Annotated in this window: 23 protein-coding genes and 1 pseudogene; 13 read left to right on the plus strand and 11 right to left on the minus strand. The window is 63.4% G+C overall.

What is annotated here, in order from left to right:
* Positions 1-32: 32 nt before the first annotated feature.
* From E5E97_RS08520 to kbaZ, 8 genes are read right to left on the minus strand one after another with little or no spacing between them, the layout of a single operon-like run.
* Positions 33-887, minus strand: a complete 855-nt coding sequence (locus tag E5E97_RS08520) for a tagatose bisphosphate family class II aldolase (RefSeq protein WP_118881868.1) — start codon at positions 885-887, stop codon at positions 33-35.
* Entirely contained in the window at positions 878-2,077 is a 1,200-nt protein-coding gene (gene nagA / locus E5E97_RS08525; RefSeq protein WP_118881867.1) for an N-acetylglucosamine-6-phosphate deacetylase, read from the minus strand. Before nagA ends, E5E97_RS08520 begins: the two co-directional genes overlap by 10 nt.
* Positions 2,078-2,512 (minus strand): PTS galactosamine/N-acetylgalactosamine transporter subunit IIA, encoded by a 435-nt coding sequence (gene agaF / locus E5E97_RS08530; protein WP_010635027.1) that lies wholly within the window; start codon positions 2,510-2,512, stop codon positions 2,078-2,080.
* Between the two features lie 46 nt (positions 2,513-2,558).
* Positions 2,559-3,437, minus strand: a complete 879-nt coding sequence (gene agaE / locus E5E97_RS08535; RefSeq protein WP_118881866.1) for a PTS N-acetylgalactosamine transporter subunit IID — start codon at positions 3,435-3,437, stop codon at positions 2,559-2,561.
* Positions 3,427-4,203 carry a PTS N-acetylgalactosamine transporter subunit IIC gene (agaW, locus tag E5E97_RS08540; RefSeq protein ID WP_005309402.1) on the minus strand — a complete coding sequence of 259 codons (777 nt, stop codon included), beginning with the start codon at positions 4,201-4,203 and terminating at the stop codon, positions 3,427-3,429. Before agaW ends, agaE begins: the two co-directional genes overlap by 11 nt.
* Positions 4,204-4,218: 15 nt before the next feature.
* Positions 4,219-4,692 (minus strand): PTS N-acetylgalactosamine transporter subunit IIB, encoded by a 474-nt coding sequence (gene agaV / locus E5E97_RS08545; RefSeq protein WP_005309404.1) that lies wholly within the window; start codon positions 4,690-4,692, stop codon positions 4,219-4,221.
* Complete coding sequence (locus tag E5E97_RS08550; RefSeq protein WP_039214650.1) at positions 4,692-5,861, minus strand: SIS domain-containing protein; 1,170 nt, start codon at positions 5,859-5,861, stop codon at positions 4,692-4,694. Before E5E97_RS08550 ends, agaV begins: the two co-directional genes overlap by 1 nt.
* Before the next feature lie 12 nt (positions 5,862-5,873).
* Entirely contained in the window at positions 5,874-7,187 is a 1,314-nt protein-coding gene (gene kbaZ, locus E5E97_RS08555; RefSeq protein WP_171280165.1) for a tagatose-bisphosphate aldolase subunit KbaZ, read from the minus strand.
* 272 nt (positions 7,188-7,459) lie between these two features.
* Here kbaZ and E5E97_RS08560 point away from each other — a divergent pair, with 272 nt between their 5' ends.
* Positions 7,460-8,257, plus strand: a complete 798-nt coding sequence (locus tag E5E97_RS08560; protein WP_171280166.1) for a DeoR family transcriptional regulator — start codon at positions 7,460-7,462, stop codon at positions 8,255-8,257.
* Between the two features lie 69 nt (positions 8,258-8,326).
* Here E5E97_RS08560 and E5E97_RS08565 read toward each other — a convergent pair.
* From E5E97_RS08565 to barA, 3 genes and pseudogenes are all read right to left on the minus strand, one after another.
* Positions 8,327-9,246, minus strand: a pseudogene (locus E5E97_RS08565) (N-acetylmuramoyl-L-alanine amidase).
* Positions 9,247-9,249: 3 nt separating this feature from the next.
* A complete protein-coding gene (locus tag E5E97_RS08570) occupies positions 9,250-9,729 on the minus strand; it encodes a DUF1456 family protein (RefSeq protein WP_011704763.1) in 480 nt (159 codons plus the stop codon).
* A gap of 72 nt (positions 9,730-9,801) precedes the next feature.
* Positions 9,802-12,513, minus strand: a complete 2,712-nt coding sequence (gene barA / locus E5E97_RS08575) for a two-component sensor histidine kinase BarA (protein WP_118881863.1) — start codon at positions 12,511-12,513, stop codon at positions 9,802-9,804.
* A gap of 153 nt (positions 12,514-12,666) precedes the next feature.
* Between barA and rlmD the strand changes: the two genes are divergently transcribed.
* The 12 genes from rlmD to E5E97_RS08635 all read left to right on the plus strand — a co-directional run bounded on the left by rlmD (position 12,667) and on the right by E5E97_RS08635 (position 25,196).
* Entirely contained in the window at positions 12,667-13,989 is a 1,323-nt protein-coding gene (gene rlmD / locus E5E97_RS08580) for a 23S rRNA (uracil(1939)-C(5))-methyltransferase RlmD (protein ID WP_118881862.1), read from the plus strand.
* Between the two features lie 266 nt (positions 13,990-14,255).
* A complete protein-coding gene (gene relA / locus E5E97_RS08585; RefSeq protein WP_016349532.1) occupies positions 14,256-16,466 on the plus strand; it encodes a GTP diphosphokinase in 2,211 nt (736 codons plus the stop codon).
* An 84-nt stretch (positions 16,467-16,550) separates the two neighbouring features.
* Complete coding sequence (gene mazG, locus E5E97_RS08590) at positions 16,551-17,348, plus strand: nucleoside triphosphate pyrophosphohydrolase (RefSeq protein WP_011704767.1); 798 nt, start codon at positions 16,551-16,553, stop codon at positions 17,346-17,348.
* A gap of 141 nt (positions 17,349-17,489) precedes the next feature.
* The gene (gene pyrG / locus E5E97_RS08595; protein WP_017410643.1) at positions 17,490-19,127 is read left to right on the plus strand and encodes a glutamine hydrolyzing CTP synthase; all 1,638 of its coding nucleotides are present in this window, start codon (positions 17,490-17,492) and stop codon (positions 19,125-19,127) included.
* A gap of 89 nt (positions 19,128-19,216) precedes the next feature.
* Positions 19,217-20,518 (plus strand): phosphopyruvate hydratase, encoded by a 1,302-nt coding sequence (gene eno / locus E5E97_RS08600; protein WP_011704769.1) that lies wholly within the window; start codon positions 19,217-19,219, stop codon positions 20,516-20,518.
* Between the two features lie 178 nt (positions 20,519-20,696).
* Positions 20,697-21,014 (plus strand): cell division protein FtsB, encoded by a 318-nt coding sequence (gene ftsB / locus E5E97_RS08605; RefSeq protein ID WP_011704770.1) that lies wholly within the window; start codon positions 20,697-20,699, stop codon positions 21,012-21,014.
* The gene (ispD, locus tag E5E97_RS08610) at positions 21,007-21,738 is read left to right on the plus strand and encodes a 2-C-methyl-D-erythritol 4-phosphate cytidylyltransferase (RefSeq protein ID WP_118881861.1); all 732 of its coding nucleotides are present in this window, start codon (positions 21,007-21,009) and stop codon (positions 21,736-21,738) included. Before ftsB ends, ispD begins: the two co-directional genes overlap by 8 nt.
* A complete protein-coding gene (gene ispF, locus E5E97_RS08615; protein WP_016349536.1) occupies positions 21,735-22,211 on the plus strand; it encodes a 2-C-methyl-D-erythritol 2,4-cyclodiphosphate synthase in 477 nt (158 codons plus the stop codon). Before ispD ends, ispF begins: the two co-directional genes overlap by 4 nt.
* Complete coding sequence (gene truD, locus E5E97_RS08620) at positions 22,211-23,269, plus strand: tRNA pseudouridine(13) synthase TruD (RefSeq protein WP_118881860.1); 1,059 nt, start codon at positions 22,211-22,213, stop codon at positions 23,267-23,269. The genes ispF and truD overlap by 1 nt, the downstream gene beginning before the upstream one ends.
* Positions 23,250-23,996, plus strand: a complete 747-nt coding sequence (gene surE, locus E5E97_RS08625) for a 5'/3'-nucleotidase SurE (protein ID WP_029305164.1) — start codon at positions 23,250-23,252, stop codon at positions 23,994-23,996. The genes truD and surE overlap by 20 nt, the downstream gene beginning before the upstream one ends.
* A 4-nt stretch (positions 23,997-24,000) precedes the next feature.
* The gene (locus E5E97_RS08630; RefSeq protein ID WP_011704775.1) at positions 24,001-24,618 is read left to right on the plus strand and encodes a protein-L-isoaspartate(D-aspartate) O-methyltransferase; all 618 of its coding nucleotides are present in this window, start codon (positions 24,001-24,003) and stop codon (positions 24,616-24,618) included.
* Positions 24,615-25,196 (plus strand): YqaA family protein, encoded by a 582-nt coding sequence (locus E5E97_RS08635; protein ID WP_016349540.1) that lies wholly within the window; start codon positions 24,615-24,617, stop codon positions 25,194-25,196. Before E5E97_RS08630 ends, E5E97_RS08635 begins: the two co-directional genes overlap by 4 nt.
* Positions 25,197-25,198: the final 2 nt, after the last annotated feature.

The raw sequence follows: 25,198 nt of genomic DNA on the forward strand, positions 1-25,198 counted from the left end.
GCAGGCCCGCCGCAGCGGGCCCGGCTCGGGGATTACAGCTTGCCGTCGCTCATGCACATGCGGATCTTGGCGGCGACCACCTCCTCCATGGCGGCCATGGCGGGCACCAGATACTGGCGCGGGTCGCTGGCGTCGGGGTGGGAGGCCAGGAACGCCTTCATGGCGTCGGAGAAGGCGATCTTGAGCTCGGTGGCCACGTTGACCTTGCACACCCCGAGCTCGATGCAGTGGCGCACGTCACGGTCGGGAATGCCGGAGGCGCCGTGCAGCACCAGCGGCACCGCTACCCTGGCCCGGATGGCGGCGAGGCGCTCGAAGTCTAGGCGCGGCTCCTCCTTGTAGAGGCCGTGGGCCGTACCGATAGCGACGGCCAGGGAGTCGATGCCGGTGCGCGCCACGAACTCGGCCGCCTTGTCCGGGTCGGTCAGATGGGCGTTGGCGGCGTCCACGATGAGGTCATCCTCCTGGCCGCCGAGCTGGCCCAGCTCGGCCTCCACGCTCGCCCCCATGCGGTGGCAGAAGGTGACGACCCGCTGCACCTTGGCGACGTTCTCCTCGAACGGCAGGTGGGAGGCGTCGATCATGGCGGAGTGGATGCCGGCCTCGACCTTGGAGTGGATATCCTGCTCGTCCTCGTGGTGGTCCAGATGCAGTACCAGCGGGATGCGGTATTGATGGGCGGCCGAGGTGCAGATGGAGACCAGGTACTCGACCCCCGCGTGGCGGTAGGTGCCCGGCGTGGCCGCCAGGATCACCGGGGAGTTCAGCTTGGCGGCGGTGCGGGCCACCACCTCGACGGTCTCCAGGTTGTGGATGTTGAAGGCGGGCACCGCATAGCCGCGGCGCTGGGCATCTTTAAGCATTTCGTGGGACGAGATCAGATACATGAGGACTCCTTGGCACCCTGGCGGGCACCAGCTTCAGGGAAAGAGAGCGGGGCAGAGGCGGGGAGGATCTCCCGGCCGGCCACCCAGATATGTTGTTGATTGAGTTCCGCGCTCAGGGCGAGCAGGTTGGCCTGCTTGCCGACGGCCAGCGAGCCGAGGCGATGTGCCATCCCCAGCATCTTGGCCGGTGCCAGCGAAGCCATGCGGATGGCCTCCTCCAGTGGCACGCCGGCCAGCTGCACCATGTTGCGCACGGCGCCGAGCAGGGTGAGGGTGCTGCCCGCCAGGCCGCCGGTGTCGGTGCGCACCACGCTGTCCTTCATCTCCACCCGGTAGTCGCCGAGCAGGTAGTGACCGTCCGGCATGCCGGCGGCGCGCATGGCATCCGTGATGAGCAGCAGGCGATCCCTGGCGCAGCAGTGACAGAGTCTGAGCACGCTAGGGTGGACGTGGTGGCCGTCGGCGATGAGCTCCAGCCAGGCATCGGGGTGCACCAGCCCGGCGCCGACCATGCCGGGTTCCCGGTGGTGCAGGCCGCGCATGCCGTTGAAGCAGTGCACCAGCCCGGAGGCCCCCGCCGCCAGCGCCGCCATGGTGGTGTCATGGTCGGCGGCGGAGTGACCCAGCATCACCCGGATGCCGGCCTGCTTGAAATGACGGATGGCGGCCAGCGCTCCGGCCTTCTCGGGGGCGAGGGCTACCACCTTCAGGGTGCCTCGCGCCACCTGTTGCAGCCGATCGAGCTCCGCCAGATCCAGCTCCCGGAACAGGGCCGGGTCATGGGCGCCCTTGTTGTCCGGGGTGAAGTAGGGCCCCTCCAGATAGCTGCCGAGCAGCTGTGCACCCGGCAGGGGACTGGCCATGGCATCGGCGATGCGACCCAGGGTGCTGAGGATGGCGGGCAGCGGGGCGGTGACCGTGGTGGCGAGGAAGGCGCCCACCCCTTCTGCCGCCTTGGCAAGGGAGAGGCGGGCCAGGGCGTCGGCCGCCTCGTCCATCACGTCGACGCCGGCCCCGCCGTGGACGTGGCCATCGATGAGGGCAGGTACCAGCAGCTCGACCTCCCGCACCGGGTCGTCGGCCGGGATGGGGTCGATGGCGGTGATGACGCCCCCCTCATGGGTCAGTACCTGGTGTGTCAGCCAGCCCTGCTCGGTCAGCAGGCGGCGGGCGCGGATCCGCTCTGCCATCTAGATCCCCTCCTCGGCCAGGGTCTCGGCCCGCTCGCGCGCCAGCTCGTCCACCAGGCTGGTGAGGCCGCGATGACCGCAGCACAGCGCCTGTTCGCGAAACTGGGACGGGGTCAGCTCGCCGCGCTCCATCACCATCTCCAGCAGCAGCTGCAGATTGGTGCCGGTGACCACCTCCCGCCCAGGCTGGCGCAGCGCCAGGGTGGAGGCGACCCGAAACGGGGTTCCCCCCAGCAGGTCGGTCAGAAAGACCACCCCATCCCCTCGTTCCACCTGAGTCAGGGCGGTTTCGCACTGATCCTGCAGCAGGGCCGTGGTGGAGGACTCGGGAAAGTCGATGGCGACCACCGCCTCCTGCTCGCCGAGGATCTGCAGCATGGCCTGTTCCATGCCGCTGGCGAAGCCGCCGTGTCCGCAAATGATGATGCCCAACATAATCTGTTCCTTTACAGCAAAGGGCCGGCCTGGTGCCGGCACCGGATTAGAGGAAGCCTGCAAACTTGCCGACGATGCCGAGCACGACCGTGATGACGATGAGGCGCAGCGGACTCCAGCCGCGGCGGATCAGCCCATACATGGCCAGGGTGTAGAGCAGCGGCAGGAAGGCGGGCATCAGCTTGTCGAGCACGTCCGCCTGCAGCTTCACCACCGCATCGCCGGCGGTGATCTCCAGGGTGGTGCCGAGTCGCACATAGGTGGCGACCAGGGCGCCGATCACCGTCATGCCGACGATGGAGGCGGCATGGCCCACCTTGCGGGTGTTGGCCTTGATGAGCGGAATGGCGGCCACCCCCATGCGGTAGGCGTAGTGCGCCAGCCCGAAGCGCAGGCCGAAGTGCACCAGGTTGAACAGCAGGAAGAAGACCACAGCTCCCATGATGGAACCCTGCAGGGCCAGGTCGGCGCCGATGCCGCCGCAGATGGGCAGCAGGGTGAGCCAGAACATGGCATCGCCGATCCCGCCGAGCGGGGCACCGACCGCGATCTTGGTGCTCTGGATGCTGTTGACGTTCTGCTTGGAGCGCTCCATCGCCAGCACGATCCCCATCACGAAGGTGACCAGGAAGGGGTGGGTATTGAAGAAACCCATATGCCCCTTCATCGCCCGGGAGAGATCCTTGGGGTTGCTGTGGATCTTCTGCAGGGCCGGCAGCAGGCCGTAGAGCCAGCCGGAGGCCTGCATCCGCTCGTAGTTGAAGGAGGCCTGCAGCAGCAGGGAGCGCCAGGCGAAGCGGTTGATGTCCTGGCGGGTCAGCTCGGCCCCCAGTTGCTGATCTTCGTAGACGTCGTCGGAGACGGTGCGGGTCGGTTGCGGCTTGGCCGCCTGGGCCAGCCGGGTGGCGGTGTTGTTAGATGCCATCTTCAGTTTCCTCCTGGGTGGGGCGGGCTTGCGGCGCCGGGTCCTTGCGCATGAAATCGATCAGAGCCATGGCCAGGGCGGCCGCGGCGATGGCCAGCACCGGCAGCTTGAGCCAGGCGGCGGCGACGAAACCGAGGATGAAGTAGGGGATGTAGACGTTCTTCATCATGATCTTGAGCAGCACGGCGAAGCCGATGGCGGGCATGATGCCGCCGGCGACGCCGAGGCCGTCGATGAGACGGGCGGGCAGCACGTCGATGGCGGTCTTGGCGTGTTCGGCCCCGAAGTAGGTGGGCAGGAAGGCACACAGGAAGTAGAAGGAGCCGAGTGCCAGCAGCGCCAGGTAGTTGACCCGCTCGATGCCGCGCACATCCCCCTGTTCCGCCATCCGGTCACAGCGGGACATGACCCCCGACATCACCGAGAAGAGGAAGGTGATCCCCATCTGAACCGCCACCGCGAACGGCACCGCGACCCCGACCGCCACATCCGGCTTGACCCCGGTGGTGATGGCGAAGGTGGCGCCGACTATGGTGCCGATGATGACGTTGGGCGGCTGCGCCCCCGCCAGCGGGGCCAGCCCCATCCAGACCAGCTCCAGGGTGCCGCCGACCAGAATGCCGGTGGGCAGGTCGCCGAGGATCAGGCCCACCAGCGGGCCCAGTACCACGGGCCGGTGGAAGTGGGTCAGGCCGTTGAACAGGTCAAGCCCGGCGAAGAACGCCAGCATGCCCAGCAAGAGCCCTTGCAACAAACTGATTTCCATCACAATTGTCCTTAATCAGATGAGGTTGAAAATGTCCTGTGCCGGTTCGGTCGGCACCCCCTGGACAAAGCAGGCGACGTGGGCGTCCTGCAGGGCGCGAAACGCCGCTATGTCCGACTCGTCCACCGATACCGTCTTGTGGATCTGACGCTTGCCGTCGGCGTAGTGCATGTTGCCGACGTTGATGCGGGGGATGGGCACCCCGCCCTCCACCAGGGTGCGAAAGTCCGCCGGACTCTTGCACACCAGCAGGATCTTCTGGCGATCGGCGGCCTTGCCGATGTTGTCGATCACCTTCTGCAGCGGCCAGAAGCGCACTGCGATGCCCTCCGCCAGCACCATCTCCATCAGGTTCTGCTGGATGGGGTCCTCTGCGACTTCGTCGTTGGCCACCAGCACCAGATTGGCGCCGGCGAAGCCGACCCATTGCACGCCGACCTGACCGTGGATCAGGCGCTCGTCGATACGGCTCAGCACTATGTTCGGCATCAGACGCCTCCTTGCTGGTTGAACGGATAGATGTTGACCCCCTGCACGACCCGGTTGACCCGCCCGCTCGGGCAGGGATTGTCCGGGGTGATGCCCAGCACCAGCGCGGTGTGGAAGGCGTAGTACTGGGCGTAGAGCAGGTAGCAGAGCGCCAGCTCGGCGTCGTCACCGTTGAGGGGGGTGGGCAGATAGATGTGTTCGCCGGCGCTGATGAGCGGATCCGGCCGGTCGGCCAGGGCGACCACCCGGGCGGCATGGCCGTCCTGGCGCAGCTCGCCGAGCAGGTCCAGGTCGTACTGGCGGGTATAGGGATCGTTGGACACCATCAGCACGATCAGGGTCTGCCGATTGATGGCCGACTTGGGCCCGTGGCGAAAGCCGGTGGGGGAGTCGTGCATGGCCATCACCTGGCCGGCGGTGAGCTCCAGCAGCTTGAGGGCCGCCTCTTGGGCCACCCCCTGCAGGCTGCCGCTGCCAAGGTAGATGACCCGCTCCGGCAGCGGTTTATCCCACTCGGGCACCTTCAGCTCGGCCTGGGGCAGGATGGCGTCCCCCAGCGCGATGAGCGGCTGGCTGGCGATCGGGTTGAACTGGCGCGGCAGGAACACCGCCAGGCAGCTCAGCATCATGCTGGTCAGGCTGCTGGTCATGGCAAAGCTGCGGTCGTGGGTCTGGGGCGGCATCAGCAGCGCCAGGGAGCGGGCATCCTTCTGGCAGCGGCGATAGAGCTCCCCCTCGCCGTTGCAGGTCAGCACCAGGTGGTGGCACTCGCTCAGCAGCTGGCTGGCCAGCTCGACCGCCGCTACGCTCTCCGGGCTGTTGCCGGAGCGGGCGAAGGAGATGAGCAGAGTCGGGCAGTCCTGTGCCAGGTATTCGCCCGGATCGGTGACGATGTCGGTGGTGGCGATCGCCTCGAAACGGCCGTTGAGGCGGGCACTGAGATAGGGGGCGAGGGCGCGGCCGGCAAAGGCGGAGGTGCCGGCTCCGGTCAGGATCACCCGCAGGTTGCCCCGCGACAGCAGGGGCAGCAGGAAGCGCTCTATGGTGGCGCGGCACTCTTCCACCATGGTGAGGGTCTCCCGCCAGGTGGCGGGTTGCTGGCGAATTTCACGGGCGGTGGCCAGGCCGTTGGCCGACCGCAGCGTCTCTTCTGGATAACCAAGGATCATCTCTACAACTCCTTATACAACCTGGGTCAGCCGGGAGTGGCTGGCGGGGACGGCGCTGCAGGCCGCTGCGTATTGGCGCAGCACCTCCTGCACCTGATCGAGAATGAGGTCGTGAACCCGGGGCGACAGCGTGCCCTGGCGCACCTTGCGGTATTGCAGCGGCAGGTGCTGGCTGAGCAGCGGCAGGGGAATGGGTTCGGCGGCCAGGTTGGCCAGCAGCCGGGCGTAACAGTCGTCGACCCGGCTGTCGGGCCAGTAGTAGCGAATGCGATCGGAGTAGCTGTAGCCGCGGGCCAGCCGGCACTCGTTGGGGCTGCCCTGATAGTGGCTGCGCCAGAAGTCGGGGCGATCCAGCATGGTCTCTTCCAGCACCTGGCGCAGGCCCGAGCAGGCCTTGGCCACCACCAGCTCCTCCTCGATGGCGGCAAGGGCAAACAGTGCCTCGCGCAGGGCAAAGGTGAGGGCGGGGCCGACCTTGAGGATGGCGAAGTGATCGCGCACCAGCTGGCGGTAGGCGTCCGGGGTCTGGTAATCGGTGGAGTGGGCCTCGAACACCAGATGGGGATAGGCCTCGATCATCCGGCTCAAGGGGGCGGCCCGCTCGGGACGGTAGTCGATGACGTGGGTGTGGTCGAACTCCACGCCGGGCTGCACCACCAGACCGATCACCCGCGGCCAGAGCTGGACCAGTCCGGCCTGCTCGAAGGCCTGCTGGTGGGCGGCCAGGGTGTGGCGCGCCGCCTCCGGCGTGGTGACCGCCAGCTCGGCCAGCTCTTCGTGGGCACCGCCCGGTACCGGCACTTCGGTGCCAATCACATAGACCAGGTCGCTGTGGCCAAACTGCCGGATGGCGGTCTGCTCGGCCACGTTTGCCAGCCGGGCGGCGCGCGCGGCCACCAGTTCGTCGGTCAGCGGCATCGGATCCCCCTGGCAGGACATGCTGCAGTCGAGGTGGATCTTCTTGAAGCCGGCCGCGACATAGCTGGCGATAAGATCCTCTGCGTGGGCCATGGCCTGTGCGGCGGGCTCGCTCTGCCAGCGGTTGGGGCCGAGGTGATCCCCACCCAGTACTAGCCGCTGCACGGGAAAGCGGCACTCGGCGGCGAGCCGGTGCAGCAGGTCGCGAAAATCGGCCGGCGTCATGCCGGTGTAGCCGCCAAATTGATCCACCTGATTGGAGGTGGCCTCGACCAGCAGCAGCTGATCCCCTTGCGCCGCCAGTCGCAGGGCCGCCTCCAGCACCAGCGGATGGGCGGAGCAGACGGCGTAGATCCCGACCTGCTCCCCTTGCTTGTGTTGTGCGACCAGATCCAGCATTGATTTCATTTCCCTCTTCCTCTTGGCCTGAACAAGATGCTTTGCTTTCGATTTCTTTCTTTACCCTAGGCGTACGGCGTTCGAAACGAAATAAAAGTGTGTTCACATCTTGAGCAAGATCACAAAAAGAAATGAATCGAAAGGTTCGTGGCTGTTTTAGGGAGTCTGACGGCACTTTTCAATTCAATGAAAGCTTGATTTGCCACCGAGGCTGAGTGTTAATAGGGAAACGTAACGAAGTGAAAGCTCTACTTTCACCACAGGACTCCGGCAGAGAGACTATGCAAATCACCGAAAAGAGCGTGCTCGGCACCAGCGAGCGACGGGAGCGCATCATTCAGCAGCTGCGCAGCAATGGCAGCGTTCAGGTCAACGAGCTGGCCGGCCACTATCAGGTTTCCACCGTCACCATCCGCAACGATCTGGCATTTCTGGAGAAACAGGGGGTGGCGGTGCGCGCCTACGGTGGCGCCCTGTTGTGTGAATCCGGCCAGCCGGTGGCCGAGCGCACCATCGCCGACAAGAGCGTGCTCAACACCCCGGTCAAGCAGCGCATCGGCGCCATGGCGGCGAGCCTGGTGCAGCCCAGTTGCCGCCTCATTCTCGATTCGGGCACCACTACCCTGGAGGTGGCACGCCACCTGCGTGATCACCAGGAGATAGTGGTGATGACCAACGGCATGAACGTGGCGAATGCCCTGCTGGAGGCGGAAGGGGTCGAACTGCTGATGACGGGGGGCCACCTGCGCCGCAAGTCGCTCTCCTTCTACGGCGCCCAGGCGGATCTCTCCTTGCAGAACTATCACTTTGACCTGCTGTTTCTCGGGGTGGATGGCATCGATCTGGAGCGCGGCGTCAGCACCCATCACGAAGACGAGGCCAGGCTCAACCGCTGCATGTGCCACGTGGCCGAGCGGATCATCGTCGTGACCGACTCCAGCAAGTTTGGCCGGTTGAGTCTGCACAAGATCATCGATACCCGGCGCATCCACACCCTGATCACCGACGACGCCATTGCGGCCGAGACCCTGGCCGGTCTGCGTCAGGCCGGGATAGAGGTGCTGCTGGTGGAGGCCTGAGTCGGCACTCGAGTGAGAATGCGAAAGAGGGACGCCGCGGCGTCCCTCTTTCGTGGTCGGGGGCAAAGCTCAGCGTTGCTCGGGAAAGTAACGCTCGAGCAGGGCAGTGAGGATGGCCTGGCTCTCGGCATCCGCTTCACCGCTGACCAGGGCGGGCCGAAAGTGGAGCTGGAAGGCGCGCAGGGCGGCGCGGCTCTGCTCGTCCCAGTTGCCGCTCGGGGCGATGCCGTAGCCGTAGCGGGCCAGTCGTTGCTGCCAGCCGAGGGCATCCCAGGCCGGCGCCGGCTGCTGGCGCAATTCGGCCAGCCGGGTTTCGTCGGGCCAGGCTCCCACCCCGTAGTGCTGGGCCAGCTCGCGCCAGGGGAAGTGGGGGCCGGGATCCTGCTTGCGCTCGGGTGCGACATCGCTGTGGGCCAGCACCTGGGTGGGGGGATCTGGTAGCGCTCGACCAGCTTGCGGGTGAGGGCGCCGAGGGCGGCTATCTGCGCCTGGGTGTAGGGCTGCCAGCGCCGCTGGTGGGCGGGCAGCTGCTCGTCTTGTGGCGGGTAGCCGAGGTTGACGATCTCGATGCCGAGCGAGCTGGCGTTGAGCCCGGCATATTGATGCCAGCGACTGCGGCCGGCATGCCAGGCGCGCTGGCTGTCGGGCACCAGCTGGTAGACCGGCAGCGGCCGCTCATGGGTATCGCGCGGGATCAGGTAGTGGGCGCTCACCTGATGGGCCGGCTCGGTCAACAGGCGCAGGGAGTGGCCATCGTCTTCGTCCGTGTAGTGCAGGATCAGAAAGGCGATGCGCTCGTTCTGGCTGGCGCTCTGATAGTCGTTGTTGAGCCGATAGGGGGCGGGCTGGCAGGCGCTGAGCAGCAGGGCGAGGCAGAGCGCAAACCCGTGGCAACGAGTGCGCGGGAGGTGAATACCCAGTTGCCATGGCCGGCGCCACCCACCGGCCGCCTGCTGGCGGGGTGACGGTGAGTGCAGACGCCGGCCCATGGTTCAGCCGCGATACTTGGCGGTGAGACCGATGAGGAAGTTGCGCAGGATCTGATCCCCGCAATCCTGATAGTGCTTGTGGTCCCGTGAACGGAACAGGGCGCTCAGCTCGGACTTGGAGAGGTTGAAGTGGGCCAGCTTGAGGGTGCCCAGCATGTCCTCTTCCTTGAAGTTGAGGCCGATACGCAGCTTGCGCAGGATCATGTTGTTGTTGATCCGGTTCGGGATCACCTGGGCCGGCGCATCTTCCCGCGCGCCGCGGCGCACCAGGATGAAGCCGTCGAGGAACTGGCTCAGGGCCGAATCCGGACAGGCGGCAAAGCCCGCTTCCTGCTCTTCCCCTTCCTCCGCCTCTTTGATCAGCCAGCCGTGTAGCTGGGCATGGGTGACGGTCAGGTTGCCCTTGGCAAACATGTCGACCATCTGGTCGTTGCTGATGCTGAGGGCATAGCGCAGGCGGCGCAAAATATCGTTGTTGGTCATGTCGACTCCTGTGGAAACGGCGCAACTTTACCATCTGGCGGGGCCCGCGTCAGAAAAAGCGGGTTGCCCGGTTCAGGATAGATAGCGTGGCGCCTCCTGGCGTACCTGCTCCATCGCATCCTGCAGCTCCAGCAGCTCGGGCTCGAGTTCGGCCACCGGCACCCCGTCGCGCAGCTGCTGCTCCAGCTGGGAGAGCAGCCGCTGCAGGCCGGGGACGCCGGAATAGGCGCAGCCGCCGTTGAGGCGATGGAGCTGGGCCAGCACCTCGCTATCTTCCACCTGGCCGGCAAGCGCCGCCTCCAGCACGGGATCCACCTCGTCGAAACTGGCCATCAGCATGGTCAGCATCTCTTTGGCCAGATCCAGCTTGCCCGCCGCCTGACGCACCGCCAGCGCCCAGTCTATCTGCTGACTGGCGTGATTCTGGTGGCGACGATGGGCAAAGTCGATGATGAGCTTGGCCAGCATGGCCTCGTCGATGGGCTTGGCCAGGTAGTCGTCCATGCCCTGGCGGATCAGCCGCTCCCGCTCGCCGGGAATGGCGTGGGCGGTAACCGCGACGATGGGGGTCTCGGTGTTGAGGGACTGGCTGCGAATCGCCTGGGTGGCGCTGATGCCGTCCATGATCGGCATCTGGATATCCATGAAGATGATGTCGAACGGCTGGCTCTGGGCCAGTCTGACCGCCTCCTTGCCGTTCTTGCACACCACCACCTGGCTCACCATCTCCTTGAGCATGGCGGCGATGAGCTTGAGGTTGGCGGCATTGTCGTCCACCGCCAGCACCTTGATCTCCTGCACGCTGCGCGGGGAAGGGGTCGGCAGCGGGGCGCTGCGGACCGCCTCGGGGGAGAGCAGGGCGTGCAGCAGCTTGCGATGGTTGATGGGTTTGGAAAGGCAGTGCTGGGCGCCGTGGGCCAGCATGGTCTCGTAGAGCGAAGGCTCGTGGCTGCTGAGCAGCACTATGGTGTTCTGCTGGCGATCCAGCCCGTCGAGGCGCGCCACCACCTGCTGCGGACTGTGCTGGGTACCGCTGCCGATGATCACCATGTCCTGGCTGCTCATTTCGGGCCAAGGGGCATCACTGGTGAGGGATTGCACCTCCAGCTGCCACTCCGCCAGCAGGGCGCAAAGGGCTGAGTGGCTGAAGGGATCCGGCTCCAGCAGCCAGACCCGCTTGCCCTGGATGCGATCCAGCGGCAGCTTGTCGGTCTGGGGCAGGGGAGAGACCTCCAGATCCAGGCTGAAGGAGAAGACAGAGCCCTTGCCGAGCTCCGATTCGAACCGGATCTGGCCACCCATCTGCTGCACCAGCTTCTGGGTGATGACCAGGCCCAGGCCGGTGCCGCCATAGCGGCGGGAGATGGAGGAGTCGGCCTGGTTGAAGGCCTGGAACAGCTGGCGTTGCTGCTCTTCCGAGATGCCGATGCCGGTGTCGCGGATCAGCACGTTGAGCCGCACCTTGCTGCCGCTGGCACTGCCGATCTGTTCGATGCGCACATCCACGTTGCCGTGCTCGGTGAACTTGATGGCGTTGCCGGTGAGGTTGGTCAGCACCTGCTGCAGGCGCATGGGGTCGCCGGTGAGGTAGTCCGGCACCTCGGCATCCACCTGCAGGGAGAGCTCCAGCTGCTTGTCGTGAGCGCTGGGGCCGAGCAGGTGCATGGTCTCGTTGAGGGTGTCGCGCAGGCTGAAGGGGATGTGCTCCAGCTGCAGCTTGCCCGCCTCCAGCTTGGAGAAGTCGAGGATGTCGTTGATGATGCCGAGCAGGTTGCGGGCCGACTTCTCGATGGTCTGCATATAGTCGGTCTGGCTCGGGGTCAGGCTGGTCTTGAGCAGCTGGCGGGTAAAACCGATGACCCCGTTGAGCGGGGTGCGCAGCTCGTGGGACATGTTGGCGAGGAACTCGGATTTGACCCGCGCCGCCTCCTGCGCCCGCTTCTTGGCCATGTCGAGCTCGACGTTCTGGATCTCGATCTGCTCCAGCGTCTCGCGCAAGTCGGAGGTGGCCTGATCGATGTTTTGCTGCATCTCCTCGTGGTATTCCGAGAGCGCCTTGGCCATGGCGTTGATGCCGTTTTTCAGCATGTCCAGCTCGCCGGTGAGTTGGCCGCTGACCCGGGTATCGAGCCGCCCCTCCCTGATCTTGTGCACCGCCTGCACCATGTCGGTGATGGGCTGGGTCACGCTCTTGACCAGTCTGAAGCCGAACAGGGTACTGAAGGCGATGCCGATGAGTACCATGATCACCGCGAAGAAGGTGTCGCGGTATTGCAGGATCATGGCCCGGTCGGTGGTCATCTGCATGGAGATGTAGCCGATCATCGGCGGCTCCACGTCGCTTGGCAGCGGGAAGCCATCCATGCTGGTCTCGGCCTGGATCGGGGTGCGCAGTATGATGTCGTCACCATAGAGGGTGACGCTGGTGAGCTCGGGGATCTGGCTGCCGTCCGGCAGCCGCAGCCGGGTGAAGTCCCTGTGGTAGTTGGACGTCACGAACAGCTGGTTGTCCTGGGTGAAGACGGCGATGGACTTGATGAGCGGCGAGTTCTTGCGGTGGGTGAGGCCGATCAGCCGCTTGAGCGACTCGCGGCTGTGCTGGGTCATCCCGTATTCGCTGGCGATGGCCAGCGGCTCTATGATGTTGATGCCCTGATCGATGAGGTTGTTTTCCAGCTGCTGATAGCGGTGGAAAGTGAAATAGCCGGCCATCAGGCCGCCGATGATCAGGGTCGGCAAGATGGTAAAGGCCAGCACACGCGCCCGAAGGCCGTATTTGGTCATGCGGATGGTCCCCCGATGAGCAGGGTTGGCAATGGCGTAAACGAGCGGGAGCGGGCCCACAGGCCGTATTTGGTCATACTATTATTCTTGTGGGACAATAGCCTGCTGCAGATTCCACAATCATGACATAGCCACCTATAGGCACCAAGTTTTATGGCCCAGTTTTTCAAGCCCCAAAAGAAATCCACCCAGCCCCAACGCATTGAATTTACGGTAGACAGCCTGGATCACCACTGCGTCGGGATCGGCCGCCACCAGGGCAAGGCGATCTTCATCGAAGGGGCGCTGCCCGGTGAGCAGGTCAAGGCCCGCATCCTCGAAGACAAGAAGCAGTATGCCCACGCCGCCCTGCAACAGGTGGTGACTCCGGCAGCCAACCGCATCGCCCCCTTCTGCAGCCACTACCGCGAGTGCGGCGGCTGCAGTGTCCAGCACCTGGCTGAAGCGGATCAGCGCGCCGCCAAGGAGGCCGGCCTGGTCAGCCTGTTCGAGCGGCTCGGCAACATCCAGCCTCCGGCGCTGGAGCCCGTGCTGGGCGGAGAGTCCCGTGCCTATCGCCGGGTCTGCCGGCTGGCCATCAAGTTCGACAAGAACGGCCGTTGCACCCGGGTGGGCTTTCGTCGCCGTCAGTCCAACGACCTGGTGGAGATCGGCGGTTGCCCGGTGCTGGCCGAGCCGCTTTCCGTGCTGATCAGCCCGCTGCGCGAGTGCCTCAACCGTCTCAAAAGCCAGCGCGAGCTGGGCCATGCGGAGCTTATCCAGGCCGAGCAGGGGATCCTGATGCTGCTGCGTCATACCGGCCGGCCGACCGAGGCGGATCGGGCGCAACTGATCGAGTTTGCCAGGGTGCAGGGGATCGACCTCTATCTGCAGGCGGCCGACGAACAGATTGAGCCGCTGCACCAGCAGTTTGCCCCCTCCTACTCGCTGGATGGCCTGTCTCTTGCGTTCGCTCCTGGTGACTTCATTCAGGTCAACGCGCCGGTCAACCAGCGCATGGTGGAGCAGGCGCTCTCCTGGCTGGAGGCGGGCAAGGATGACAAGGTGCTCGATCTGTTCTGCGGCATCGGCAACTTCACCCTGCCGCTGGCCCGTCAGGCCCGCGAAGTGGTGGGGGTAGAAGGGGAGCTGGCCATGGTGGCGCGCGCCGAAGAGAACGCCCGTCGCAACGGCATCAACAATGCCCGTTTCTACAAGGCGGACTTGAGCGGCGACATCGCAGGTATGTCCTGGGCACGGGAAGGCTTCGATCTGGTGCTGCTGGATCCGGCCCGTCCCGGTGCGTTCGAGGTGATGGAGCACGTCGTGAAACTTTCACCCAGACGGGTGGTCTACGTTTCCTGTAATCCGGTCACCCTGGCGCGTGACAGCCAGGTGCTGGTGAAAGGGGGCTACCGGCTGGTGCGCCTCGGCATGCTCGACATGTTCCCCCATACCGGCCATCTGGAGTCCATGGCGCTGTTCGAGCGCAAGTAACGGGCGCAGCGGGGCAGATGAAACGCTATGGCCGAAGGGGCGTCGGCTCGCCAGGTTGGGTGGCATTTGCCCGGCCCATAACGCTGTCTGGGCGGCCATGATTGGGGTAATCTAGACCCTCGTAAATCGGCAGGGGCTGGCGGAGAACTCTATTGTCTTTCTTGACAATATGCCTTGAAAACATCTCCGCATATCCCCATTTGAGGCATTCTCATGAGGGGGAGGGGGCGACAGCCTTCGGCCCAATAATTTAAAGGATTGATACCATGGTTGCGGTTCGCGATATTCATTTGAAAGACAACTTCACCCTGGAGGAGTGGGTCAGCTCGCTCACCCTGAGTGACAGTGACAAGGATCAGCTGCGAACCGTCTACCAGTACTGTCTGACGCTCGGTGACGAAGCGCTCACCAACCGCCTGCTGGTACGCGGGGTCGAGATGGTGGGCATCCTACTGATGCTCAGCATGGATCTCGGCACCCTCAAGGCCGCCATCATCTACCCCTTCGTCGAAGCCGGTCTAATCAGCCAGGAGCGGATGGACGAGGACTTCGGCCCCAAGATCGCCAAGCTGGTGGAAGGGGTGCTGGAGATGGAGGCCATCCGCTCCCTGCAGACCCTGCACCGCAGCGAAACCTCGCCGGAACAGGTCGACAACGTGCGCCGCATGTTGCTCGCCATGGTCGAGGATGTGCGTGCCGTGGTGATCAAGCTGGCGGAGCGGATCGCCTGCCTGCGGGAAGCGAAGAAGGCGGATGAAGAGACCCGGGTGCTGATGGCCCAGGAGATCACCAACATCTATGCCCCGTTGGCCAACCGGCTCGGCATCGGTCAGCTCAAGTGGGAGCTCGAGGATCTCGCCTTCCGCTACCTGCACCCGGATACCTACAAGCAGATCGCCAAGCAGCTCGACGAGAAGCGGCTCGATCGGGAGCGCTACATCCGCGAGTTCGTGCAGTCCCTGCGCGATGCCCTGAAAGAGGCGGGGGTCGAGGCTGAGGTCTACGGCCGGCCGAAACACATCTACAGCATCTGGCGCAAGATGCAGAAGAAGCACCTCGAATTCAACGAACTGTTCGACGTGCGCGCGGTGCGGGTGGTGACCAAGCGGCTGCAGGATTGCTATGCGGCGCTCGGCATCGTTCACACCCACTTCCACCATATTCCCCGCGAGTTTGACGACTATGTCGCCAACCCCAAACCCAACGGCTACCAGTCCATCCACACAGTGGTGGTGGGGCCCGAGGGCAAGACGGTGGAGATCCAGATCCGTACCGACCAGATGCACCAGGATGCCGAGCTCGGCGTGGCGGCGCACTGGCGCTACAAGGAAGGGGCTCAAGCCGGCGGCAAGGCCAACACCTTCGAAGACAAGATCGAGTGGCTGCGCAAGTTGCTCGCCTGGCAGGAAGATCTCTCCGAGAGCGGCTCTCTGCTCGAAGACCTGCGCAGTCAGGTGTTCGAGGACCGGGTCTACGTCTTCACCCCGAAAGGGGATGTCATCGACCTGCCGGCGGGCGCCACCCCGCTCGATTTTGCCTATCACGTGCACAGCATGATCGGCCACCGCTGCATCGGCGCCAAGATCGACGGCCGCATCGTGCCGTTCACCTATGCGCTGCAGACCGGCGATCAGGTGGAGGTGATCACCCAGAAGGAGCCGAACCCGAGCCGCGACTGGATGAACCCCAACTCCGGCTTCCTGCGCTCCAGCCGGGCGCGGGCCAAGGTAGCCACCTGGTTCAGAAAGCTGGATCGGGACAAGAACATCGCCGCCGGCAAGGAGCTGCTGGAGAAGGAGCTGGACAGGCACAACCTGACCCTCTCCAAGGTGGACAAGGTGGTGCTGGAGCGCTTCCATGCCGACGAGCTGGAAGATCTGCTGGCCGGTATCGGCAGTGGCGACATCCGCATCAACCAGCTGCTCAACTACCTGGACACCCGCTACAACAAGCCGACGGCGGAAGAGGAAGATCGCCGCCTGCTGGAGAAGTTGGAGCAGAAGGCCAACGTGCCGTTCCGGCCCAAGCCCAAGGATCACATAGTGGTGGAAGGGGTCGGCAACCTGATGACCCACATAGCCCGTTGCTGTCAGCCCATTCCGGGGGATGGCATCCAGGGCTTCATCACCATGGGTCGTGGGGTGTCCATCCACCGCGAGGATTGCGAGCAGCTCAAAGAGCTCTCCCGTCGCAACCCGGAGCGGCTGATCGATGCGGTATGGGGGGAGAACTACTCCGGTGGCTACGGCCTCACCATCCGCATCCTCTCCAACGACCGCTCCGGTCTGCTGCGCGACATCACCACCGTGCTGGCCAATGAGAAGATCAACGTGATGGGGGTGCGTTCGCGCTCCAACGTGCGTGAGCAGACCGCCGAGATCGACATGGAGCTGGAGATTTACAACATCAACGCCTTCAACCGGGCGTTGGCCAAGCTCAGTCAGCTCAACGACGTGATCAGCGCCAAGCGCCTCTGATTGTCATCAACAACCAACTCGTGACCGACCGCCAGGTCGGTCACTGTTTTCCCCCTGCGTTACGAATCAAGAAGCGAATATCCCATGTCCCAACGTTACGACCTGCCTCAACTGCTCGACATCATGGCCAGATTGCGCGACCCGAACGGGGGTTGCCCCTGGGATCTGAAGCAGAGCTTCCAGACCATAGTGCCGCACACCCTGGAGGAGGCCTACGAGGTGGCCGATGCCATCGAAACCCAGGATTGGGACGGATTAAAGGGTGAACTGGGCGATCTGCTGTTCCAGGTGGTGTTCTATGCGCAGCTCGGCAAGGAACAGGGGCTGTTCGATTTTGCCGATATCGTCGATACGGTGAGCGAGAAGCTCATTCGCCGCCATCCCCACGTTTTCTCCGATGCCGACCTTGGTGACGAGCAGGCGGTGAAGGTGAACTGGGAGGCAGAAAAGGCCAAAGAGCGTGCCGCGCTCGACAAGGAGAGCGTGCTCGACGACATCCCTCTCTCGCTGCCGGCCCTGACCCGCGCCGCCAAGATCCAGAAGCGCTGCGCCACCGTCGGCTTCGATTGGAAGACCCTGGGCCCGGTGGTGGACAAGATCCACGAGGAGATCGACGAGGTGATGGAAGAGGCGCTGATGGCCGACGTGGACGAGGCGCGGGTGAGCGATGAGCTCGGCGATCTCTTGTTCGCCACCGTCAATCTGGTACGCCATCTGGGCAAGGATCCGGAGCAGGTGCTGCGGGGCGCCAACGCCAAGTTCGAACGCCGGTTTCGTCAGGTTGAGCAGTTTATCGCCGCAGAAGGGCTGAAAGTGAGCGACTGTTCGCTGGAAAAGCTCGATGCCGCCTGGGACAGGGCCAAGGAAACCGAACAAAGTTGATTTGGCGCAAGATGGGGGCGCCGGGAGCCTGATAGATTTTTGTTCATTGTTTGGGAGAGGGGGTTTTGGTATACTGTTTCCCCGTCCTGCTTCATCCCCGAAGCACCCCTTAAAATTCCCTAAACTTCTTTCAGGTTCAGCATGACGACAAAATATATTTTTGTAACTGGTGGCGTTGTTTCATCCCTCGGCAAAGGCATTGCCGCAGCTTCTCTGGCAGCCATTCTGGAAGCCCGTGGTCTGGATGTGACCATCATGAAACTGGACCCCTATATCAACGTGGATCCGGGCACCATGAGCCCGACCCAGCACGGTGAAGTGTTCGTAACCGAGGACGGGGCCGAGACCGATCTGGACTTGGGCCACTACGAGCGTTTCATCCGCACCAAGATGACCCGCCGCAACAACTTCACCACCGGTCGCATCTATGCGGACGTGCTGCGCAAAGAGCGCCGTGGTGACTATCTGGGCGCCACCATTCAGGTGATCCCGCACATCACCAACGCCATCAAGGAGCGGGTGATTGCCGGTGCCGAAGGCCATCAGGTTGCCATCGTCGAAGTGGGCGGTACCGTGGGCGACATCGAGTCCCTGCCGTTCCTCGAAGCCATTCGTCAGCTGGCTGCCGAAGTGGGCCGCAACAATGCCATGTTCATGCACCTGACGCTGGTTCCTTACCTGGCTGCCGCCGGTGAAGTGAAGACCAAGCCGACCCAGCACTCCGTCAAAGAGCTGCTCTCCATCGGTATCCAGCCAGACGTGCTGATCTGCCGCTCCGACCGTGCCATTCCGGCCGTTGAGCGCGCCAAGATCGCCCTGTTCTGCAACGTGCCGGAGCGCGCCGTCATCTCCATGAAAGACGTCGACTCCATCTACAAGATCCCGGCACTGCTCAAGTCCCAGAATCTGGACTCCTACTTCACCGAGCGTTTCGGTCTGGAGTGCAAGGAGGCCGATCTGGCCGAGTGGGAACAGGTCATCTATGAAGAGGCCAACCCGACTGCAGAAGTGACCATCGGCATGGTCGGCAAGTACGTATCCCTGCCGGATGCCTACAAGTCCGTCAACGAGGCGCTCAAGCACGGTGGCCTGAAGACCCGTCTGTCCGTCAACATCAAGTACATCGATTCCCAGGACATCGAGACCCGTGGCGCCGAGCTGCTGGAAGGTCTGGACGCGATCCTAGTACCGGGTGGCTTCGGTGAGCGCGGCGTGGAAGGCAAAATTCAGGCGGCCCAGTATGCTCGCGAGAACAAGATCCCCTACCTGGGTATCTGCCTCGGCATGCAGGTTGCCATGATCGAATTCGCCCGCAACGTGGCAGGCATGGAAGGGGCTCACTCTTCCGAGTTCAAGAAGGATTGTGCCTATCCGGTGGTGGGTCTCATCACCGAGTGGGTGGATGACGAAGGCAACGTCGAGACTCGTACCGAGAAGTCCGATCTGGGCGGTACCATGCGTCTGGGTTCCCAGCTCTGCCACCTGGTGGAAGGTTCCAAGGTACGCCAGATGTACGGCAGCCCGACCATTTACGAGCGCCACCGTCACCGTTATGAAGTGAACAACAAGTTGCTGCCGCAGATTGAAGCAGCAGGCCTGAAAGTGACCGGTCTCTCTGCCGACAAGAAGTTGGTGGAAATTATCGAGATCCCGGATCACCCTTGGTTCGTGGCCGCGCAGTTCCACCCGGAGTTCACCTCGACTCCCCGTGATGGCCACGCCCTGTTCGCCGGTTTTGTGAAGGCGGCAGGCGAGTATCAGAAGCGTAATCTGAAGTAATTGAAAATAAATGCGGTTGGGGCCCTGTGCCGCAGCCGCTTTTTTTGGCATATTTTTGTTGTTTTTTTACGAAACCTGAGGAAATACACATGTCCAAGATCGTTAAAGTGATCGGTCGTGAAATCATCGACTCCCGTGGTAACCCGACCGTTGAGGCCGAAGTTCACCTGGAAGGTGGTTTTGTTGGTATGGCAGCCGCTCCGTCTGGCGCGTCCACCGGTTCCCGCGAAGCGCTGGAACTGCGTGACGGCGACAAGAGCCGTTTCCTGGGTAAAGGCGTGCTGAAAGCTCTCGAAGCCGTAAACGGCCCGATCGCTCAAGCTCTGCTGGGTAAAGATGCCAAGGACCAGGCCACTGTCGACCAGATCATGATCGACCTCGACGGTACCGAGAACAAATCCAAGTTCGGCGCCAACGCCATCCTGGCTGTTTCCCTGGCCAACGCCAAAGCTGCCGCTGCTGCCAAAGGCATGCCGCTGTACGCCCACATCGCCGAGCTGAACGGCACCCCGGGTGTCTACTCCATGCCGCTGCCGATGATGAACATCATCAACGGTGGTGAGCACGCCGACAACAACGTCGACATCCAGGAGTTCATGATCCAGCCGGTTGGCGCCAAGACCCTGAAAGAAGCTGTCCGCATGGGCGCTGAAGTGTTCCACAACCTGGCCAAAGTGCTGAAGTCCAAGGGCTACAACACTGCCGTTGGTGACGAAGGTGGTTTCGCTCCGAACCTGAAATCCAACGCCGAAGCGCTGGAAGTGATCGCCGAAGCCGTTGCTGCTGCCGGTTACAAACTGGGCACCGACATCACCCTGGCTATGGACTGCGCTGCTTCCGAGTTCTACGACGCAGAGAAGAAAGAGTACAACCTGAAAGGCGAAGGTCGTGTCTTCACCTCCAACGGTTTCTCCGACTTCCTGGCTGACCTGACCACCAAGTTCCCGATCGTCTCCATCGAAGATGGCCTGGACGAATCTGACTGGGACGGTTTCGCTTACCAGACTGCTGAACTGGGCAAGAAAATCCAGATCGTGGGTGACGACCTGTTCGTAACCAACACCAAGATCCTGAAGCGCGGTATCGACAACGGCATCGCCAACTCCATCCTGATCAAGTTCAACCAGATCGGTTCCCTGACCGAAACTCTGGCTGCCATCAAGATGGCCAAAGACGCTGGCTACACTGCCGTCATCTCCCACCGCTCCGGTGAGACCGAAGACGCGACCATCGCCGACCTGGCCGTTGGTACCGCTGCTGGCCAGATCAAGACCGGTTCCATGAGCCGTTCTGACCGTGTTGCCAAGTACAACCAGCTGATCCGTATCGAAGAAGCGCTGGGTGCCAAGGCTCCGTTCCGTGGTCTGAAAGAAGTGAAGAACCAGGCTTAATTTTCGCCTGCTTCCACGCTTTGCAAAGCCCCGCCAATCGGCGGGGCTTTTTCGTTTCTGCCGCCGCCACGGCGGGTTTCTGCATTTTTTATTCCGGCCCAACCCATCCGGGGCACAGGCTTTCTTTTGTCTTGCCTGCGAATATGGGAAACTAGGCCGCTTGAAGGAGACTCAGTGCATGCGGCTACTCACTCTTATCCTGCTTCTCCTGTTGGGGGGGCTTCAATATGACCTCTGGCTGGGGAAGAACGGCCTGTCTGACTATCATGAGCTGTCCGATGCCATCACCCGGCAGCAGCAGGACAATCTGGTACTCAAGGATCGCAACAACCTGATTTATCGCGAGATCGACGATCTGACCTCGGGCCTGGAAGCCATCGAGGAGCTGTCGCGCAACGATCTTGGCTACATCAAGCAGGGCGAGACCTTCTATCGGATCATCCCCAAGGACAAAGACAAGGGTTCCAGCTCCGGAGATGCAGCCTACGATGACTGATCTCCGCCCCGTGCTGACCGCCATCGTCCCGGCCGCGGGCATCGGCAGCCGAATGGGGGCCGAGTGCCCCAAACAGTATCTGCAGCTGGCGGGTCTGACCATTCTGGAACATACCCTGACCCGGCTGCTTTCCCATCCGGCCATCGCTCAGGTGATCGTGGCGCTGGCTCCCCATGACCGCTGGTTCGACGCCCTGGCCGTGGCCGCCGATCCGAGGATCCTGCGAGTGGAGGGGGGCGCCGAGCGGGCCTTTTCCGTGCTCAATGCATTGCATGTGGCCGCAGGGGAGTGGGTACTGGTGCACGACGCCGCCCGCCCTTGTCTGACCCACGGCGATCTCGATGCCCTGATTGCCACCGCCATGGCCTGTGATGGCGCAATCCTCGGCAGCCGGGTGCGCGACACCATGAAGCGTACCGACGGAGCGGGCAACATCCTCGCCACCGTCGATCGCGAGCAGCTCTGGCATGCCCTGACCCCTCAGATGTTTCCCACCCGTCCTCTGTTGCGGGCACTGGAAGAGGGGCTGGCGCTGGGGGCCACCATCACCGACGAGGCCTCCGCCATGGAGCGTGCCGGTTTCACGGTGCGGATGGTGGAAGGACGAGCCGACAATATCAAGGTGACCCGGCCGGAGGATCTCTCTCTGGCGGGGCTCTATTTGCAGCAACAGAACGCGCGCCAGCCGGCGCAACCCGATTCACCCACAGAGGAGCTGGCATGATCCGGATTGGACATGGTTTTGATGTACACAAGTTTGGTGGGGTTGGCCCCTGCATGCTGGGCGGGGTGGCGGTGCCGTATGAGCAGGGCCTGCTGGCGCACTCCGATGGTGACGTGGTGCTGCACGCGGTGAGCGATGCGCTGCTCGGCGCCATCGGTGCCGGCGATATCGGTCGTCACTTTCCCGACACGGCGGCCGAGTTCAAGGGGATCGACAGCCGCATCCTGCTGCGGGACGTGTTTGCCCGGGTGCAGCAGTCAGGCTATGCCATCGGCAACCTGGATGTGACCATCATTGCCCAGGCGCCCAAGATGGCGCCGCATATCGAAGCCATGTGCGCCGTGCTGGCCGCCGATCTGCAATGTGACTTGAACCGGGTGAACGTCAAGGCGACCACCACCGAACAGCTGGGATTCACGGGGCGCAAGGAAGGGATCGCCACCGAAGCCGTCGTCTTACTGGTGAAACAATAATGCTGGAACAACTTGCCTATCTGCACGGGATGCCGACTGCCCGTGGCATCCTCAAGGCGCAAGCCGCCGATTTTGTGGTCAATGAAGATCTCGGGTTTGAACCCTGCGGCGAGGGGGAGCACATCTTCGTCCGGGTGCGTAAAACCGGGGAGAATACCGCCTGGGTGGCTGGCCTGCTGGCCGATGCGGCAGGGGTCAACCGCAATGCGGTGACCTGGGCCGGGCTGAAAGACCGCCACGCGGTGACCGAACAGTGGTTCGGCATTCATCTGCCGGGCAAGGCAGAACCTGATCTCTCCGTCATCGAGAGCGACAGCATCCAGATCCTGCAGGTGAAGCGCCACAACAAGAAGCTGCGGGTCGGCTATCTCAAGGGCAACCACTTCACCCTGCGCCTCACCGGACTGGAGCAGGCCGACGGTCTGGAATCCCGCCTGCAGGCCATCGCTGAGCAGGGGGTGCCCAACTATTACGGCGAGCAGCGTTTCGGCCGGGGCGGCAACAACCTGGAGGCGGCCAAGGCGATGTTCGCCGGCAAGCGGATCAAGGATCGCAACAAGCGCTCTCTCTATCTCTCCGCTGCCCGCAGCATGCTGTTCAATGCCATCGTCAGCGCCCGCATCGAGCAGGGGCTGGCTCACCAGCTGCTGGCCGGTGATTGCGTGATGCTCAAGGGCAGCCACTCCATCTTCAGCGAAGAGGGCGTGACCCCTGAGCTGGAGGCGCGTCTGGCCTCCGGCGACGTGCAGCTCACCGCGCCCCAGTGGGGCCGTGGCCGGTTGGCCAGCCAGGGTGCCGCCGCCGAGTTCGAACAGAGCGTGCTGGCTCCCTATCACGATTGGTGTGACGGCCTGGAAAAAGCCGGGCTGGATCAGGACCGCCGCCCGCTGCTGCTCAAGCCGCAAGCCATGAGCTGGCAGCTGGAGGGGGCCGTGCTGACCCTGTCGTTCTTCCTGCCGGCCGGGGCGTTTGCCACCAGCGTGGTGCGCGAGTTAATGCAGGCCGAAGAGGCCGATCATGGTTTCAGGAATCAGTCCGATGAGAATTCTGGTCAGTAATGATGACGGTGTGCATGCGGAGGGCATAAGGGCCCTCAGCGAAGCGCTGGCTGCCTGTGGCGAGGTCATCGTGGTGGCGCCGGATCGCAATCGCAGCGGGGCGAGTCATTCCCTGACGCTGGAAGTGCCTCTGCGGGTCACCCGCATCGCCGAAACCGGATATCATGCGGTGAAGGGCACGCCGACCGACTGCGTGCACCTGGCGGTCAACGAGCTGGTGCGCCCGGAGCCCGACATGGTGGTGGCCGGCATCAACCACGGTGCCAACCTGGGGGATGATGTCATCTACTCGGGCACGGTGGCGGCGGCAACCGAGGGACGCCACCTCGGCTTCCCCTCGCTGGCCATCTCGCTGGTAGGCAAGACCCATTTCGCCACGGCGGCCCACTACGCCGCCCAGCTGGTGAGGGGCATGATGGTGCACCCGCTGCCCGCCGATCAGATCCTCAACGTCAATGTGCCGGACCTGCCCCTCGACCAGATCAAGGGGATCAGGGTGACGCGCCTTGGCAACCGCCACCGGGCGGAGTCGGTCATATGCAGCGAGGATCCCCGTGGCCAGCCCATCTACTGGATTGGCCCCCCCGGCAGCCAGCAAGATGCGGGCGAAGGCACGGATTTCGCCGCCATCGAGCAGGGCTACGTCTCGATCACCCCCCTGACCATCGATATGACTGCCTACAGCAGTCTGGCGGGGCTGGGGGCTTGGTTGGACCTGCAGGGATGAAGGTGTGATCGTACAGCGCCTGTTAAACCAGCTGATCGCGCAGGACATTCGCGATTTCCGCGTACTGGCGGCGATTGCCAAGGTGCCGCGCCAGCTGTTCGTGGATGAAGCCATGGCCCACAAGGCCTGGGACAATACGGCGTTGCCCATCGGCCACGGTCAGACCATCTCGCAACCCTATATGGTGGCGCGGATGACCGAGCTGCTGATCCAGAACGATCCGGCCCACGTGCTGGAGATCGGCACTGGCTCGGGTTACCAGACGGCGGTGCTGGCTCATCTGGTGGAGCACGTCTATACGGTGGAGCGGATCAAGTCGCTGCAGTTCCAGGCCCGGCGCCGGCTGCGTCAGCTCGATCTGCACAATGTCTCCGCCAAGCACGGCAATGGTTGGTTGGGCTGGCCCAACAAGGGGCCCTTCGACGCCATTCTGGTGACGGCTGCCGCCAGCGAGGTGCCGACGGCCCTCACCGACCAGCTGGCTGACGGTGGCCGGCTGGTGCTGCCGGTGGGGGACAGCCAGCAGACCCTGCAGCTGATCGAGCGGTCGGGCTCCCAGCTGACCAGCCGGATCCTGGAGCCGGTCCGTTTCGTCCCCCTGATTGACGGAGATGTCGAGTGAAGTTGTTTTCCCGCCTCTATGTGCTGGTGATGCAGTGGGCACGCCACAAGTATGCCCCCTGGTATCTGGCGATCACCGCCTTCATCGAGTCGGTGTTCTGGCCCATTCCGGTGGACGTGATGCTGGCGCCCATGGCGCTGGCCAGACCGCACAAGGCCTGGCACTACGCCGCACTTGCGACCCTGTTCTCCGTGCTGGGCGCGCTGTTCGGCTATCTGCTCGGTTATGCCCTGTGGGAGCCGGTGGTCCAGCCGCTGGTGGTCTCGGTGGGTTATGAAGACAAGATTGCCCTGGCCCGGCAATGGTTCGAGCAGTGGGGCATCTGGGTGATTTTTATTGCCAGTTTCACGCCGATCCCCTACAAGGTGTTTACCGTGACGGCAGGCCTGTTGCAAATGGCGCTGCTGCCCTTCATCGTGACCTCGCTGATCGGGCGTGGCATGCGCTTTTTCCTGGTGGCAGGCCTGATGCGCTGGGGGGGCGAGAAGATGGAGCGCAAGCTGATGCACTATGTGGATGTGCTGGGTTGGCTCTGTATTGGTTTGGCCGTTGTGGCCTATTTCTGGTTTAGTCGTTAAAG

Source organism: Aeromonas sp. 2692-1 (assembly GCF_013085505.1).
GTDB classification, from domain to species: Bacteria; Pseudomonadota; Gammaproteobacteria; order Enterobacterales; family Aeromonadaceae; genus Aeromonas; species Aeromonas hydrophila.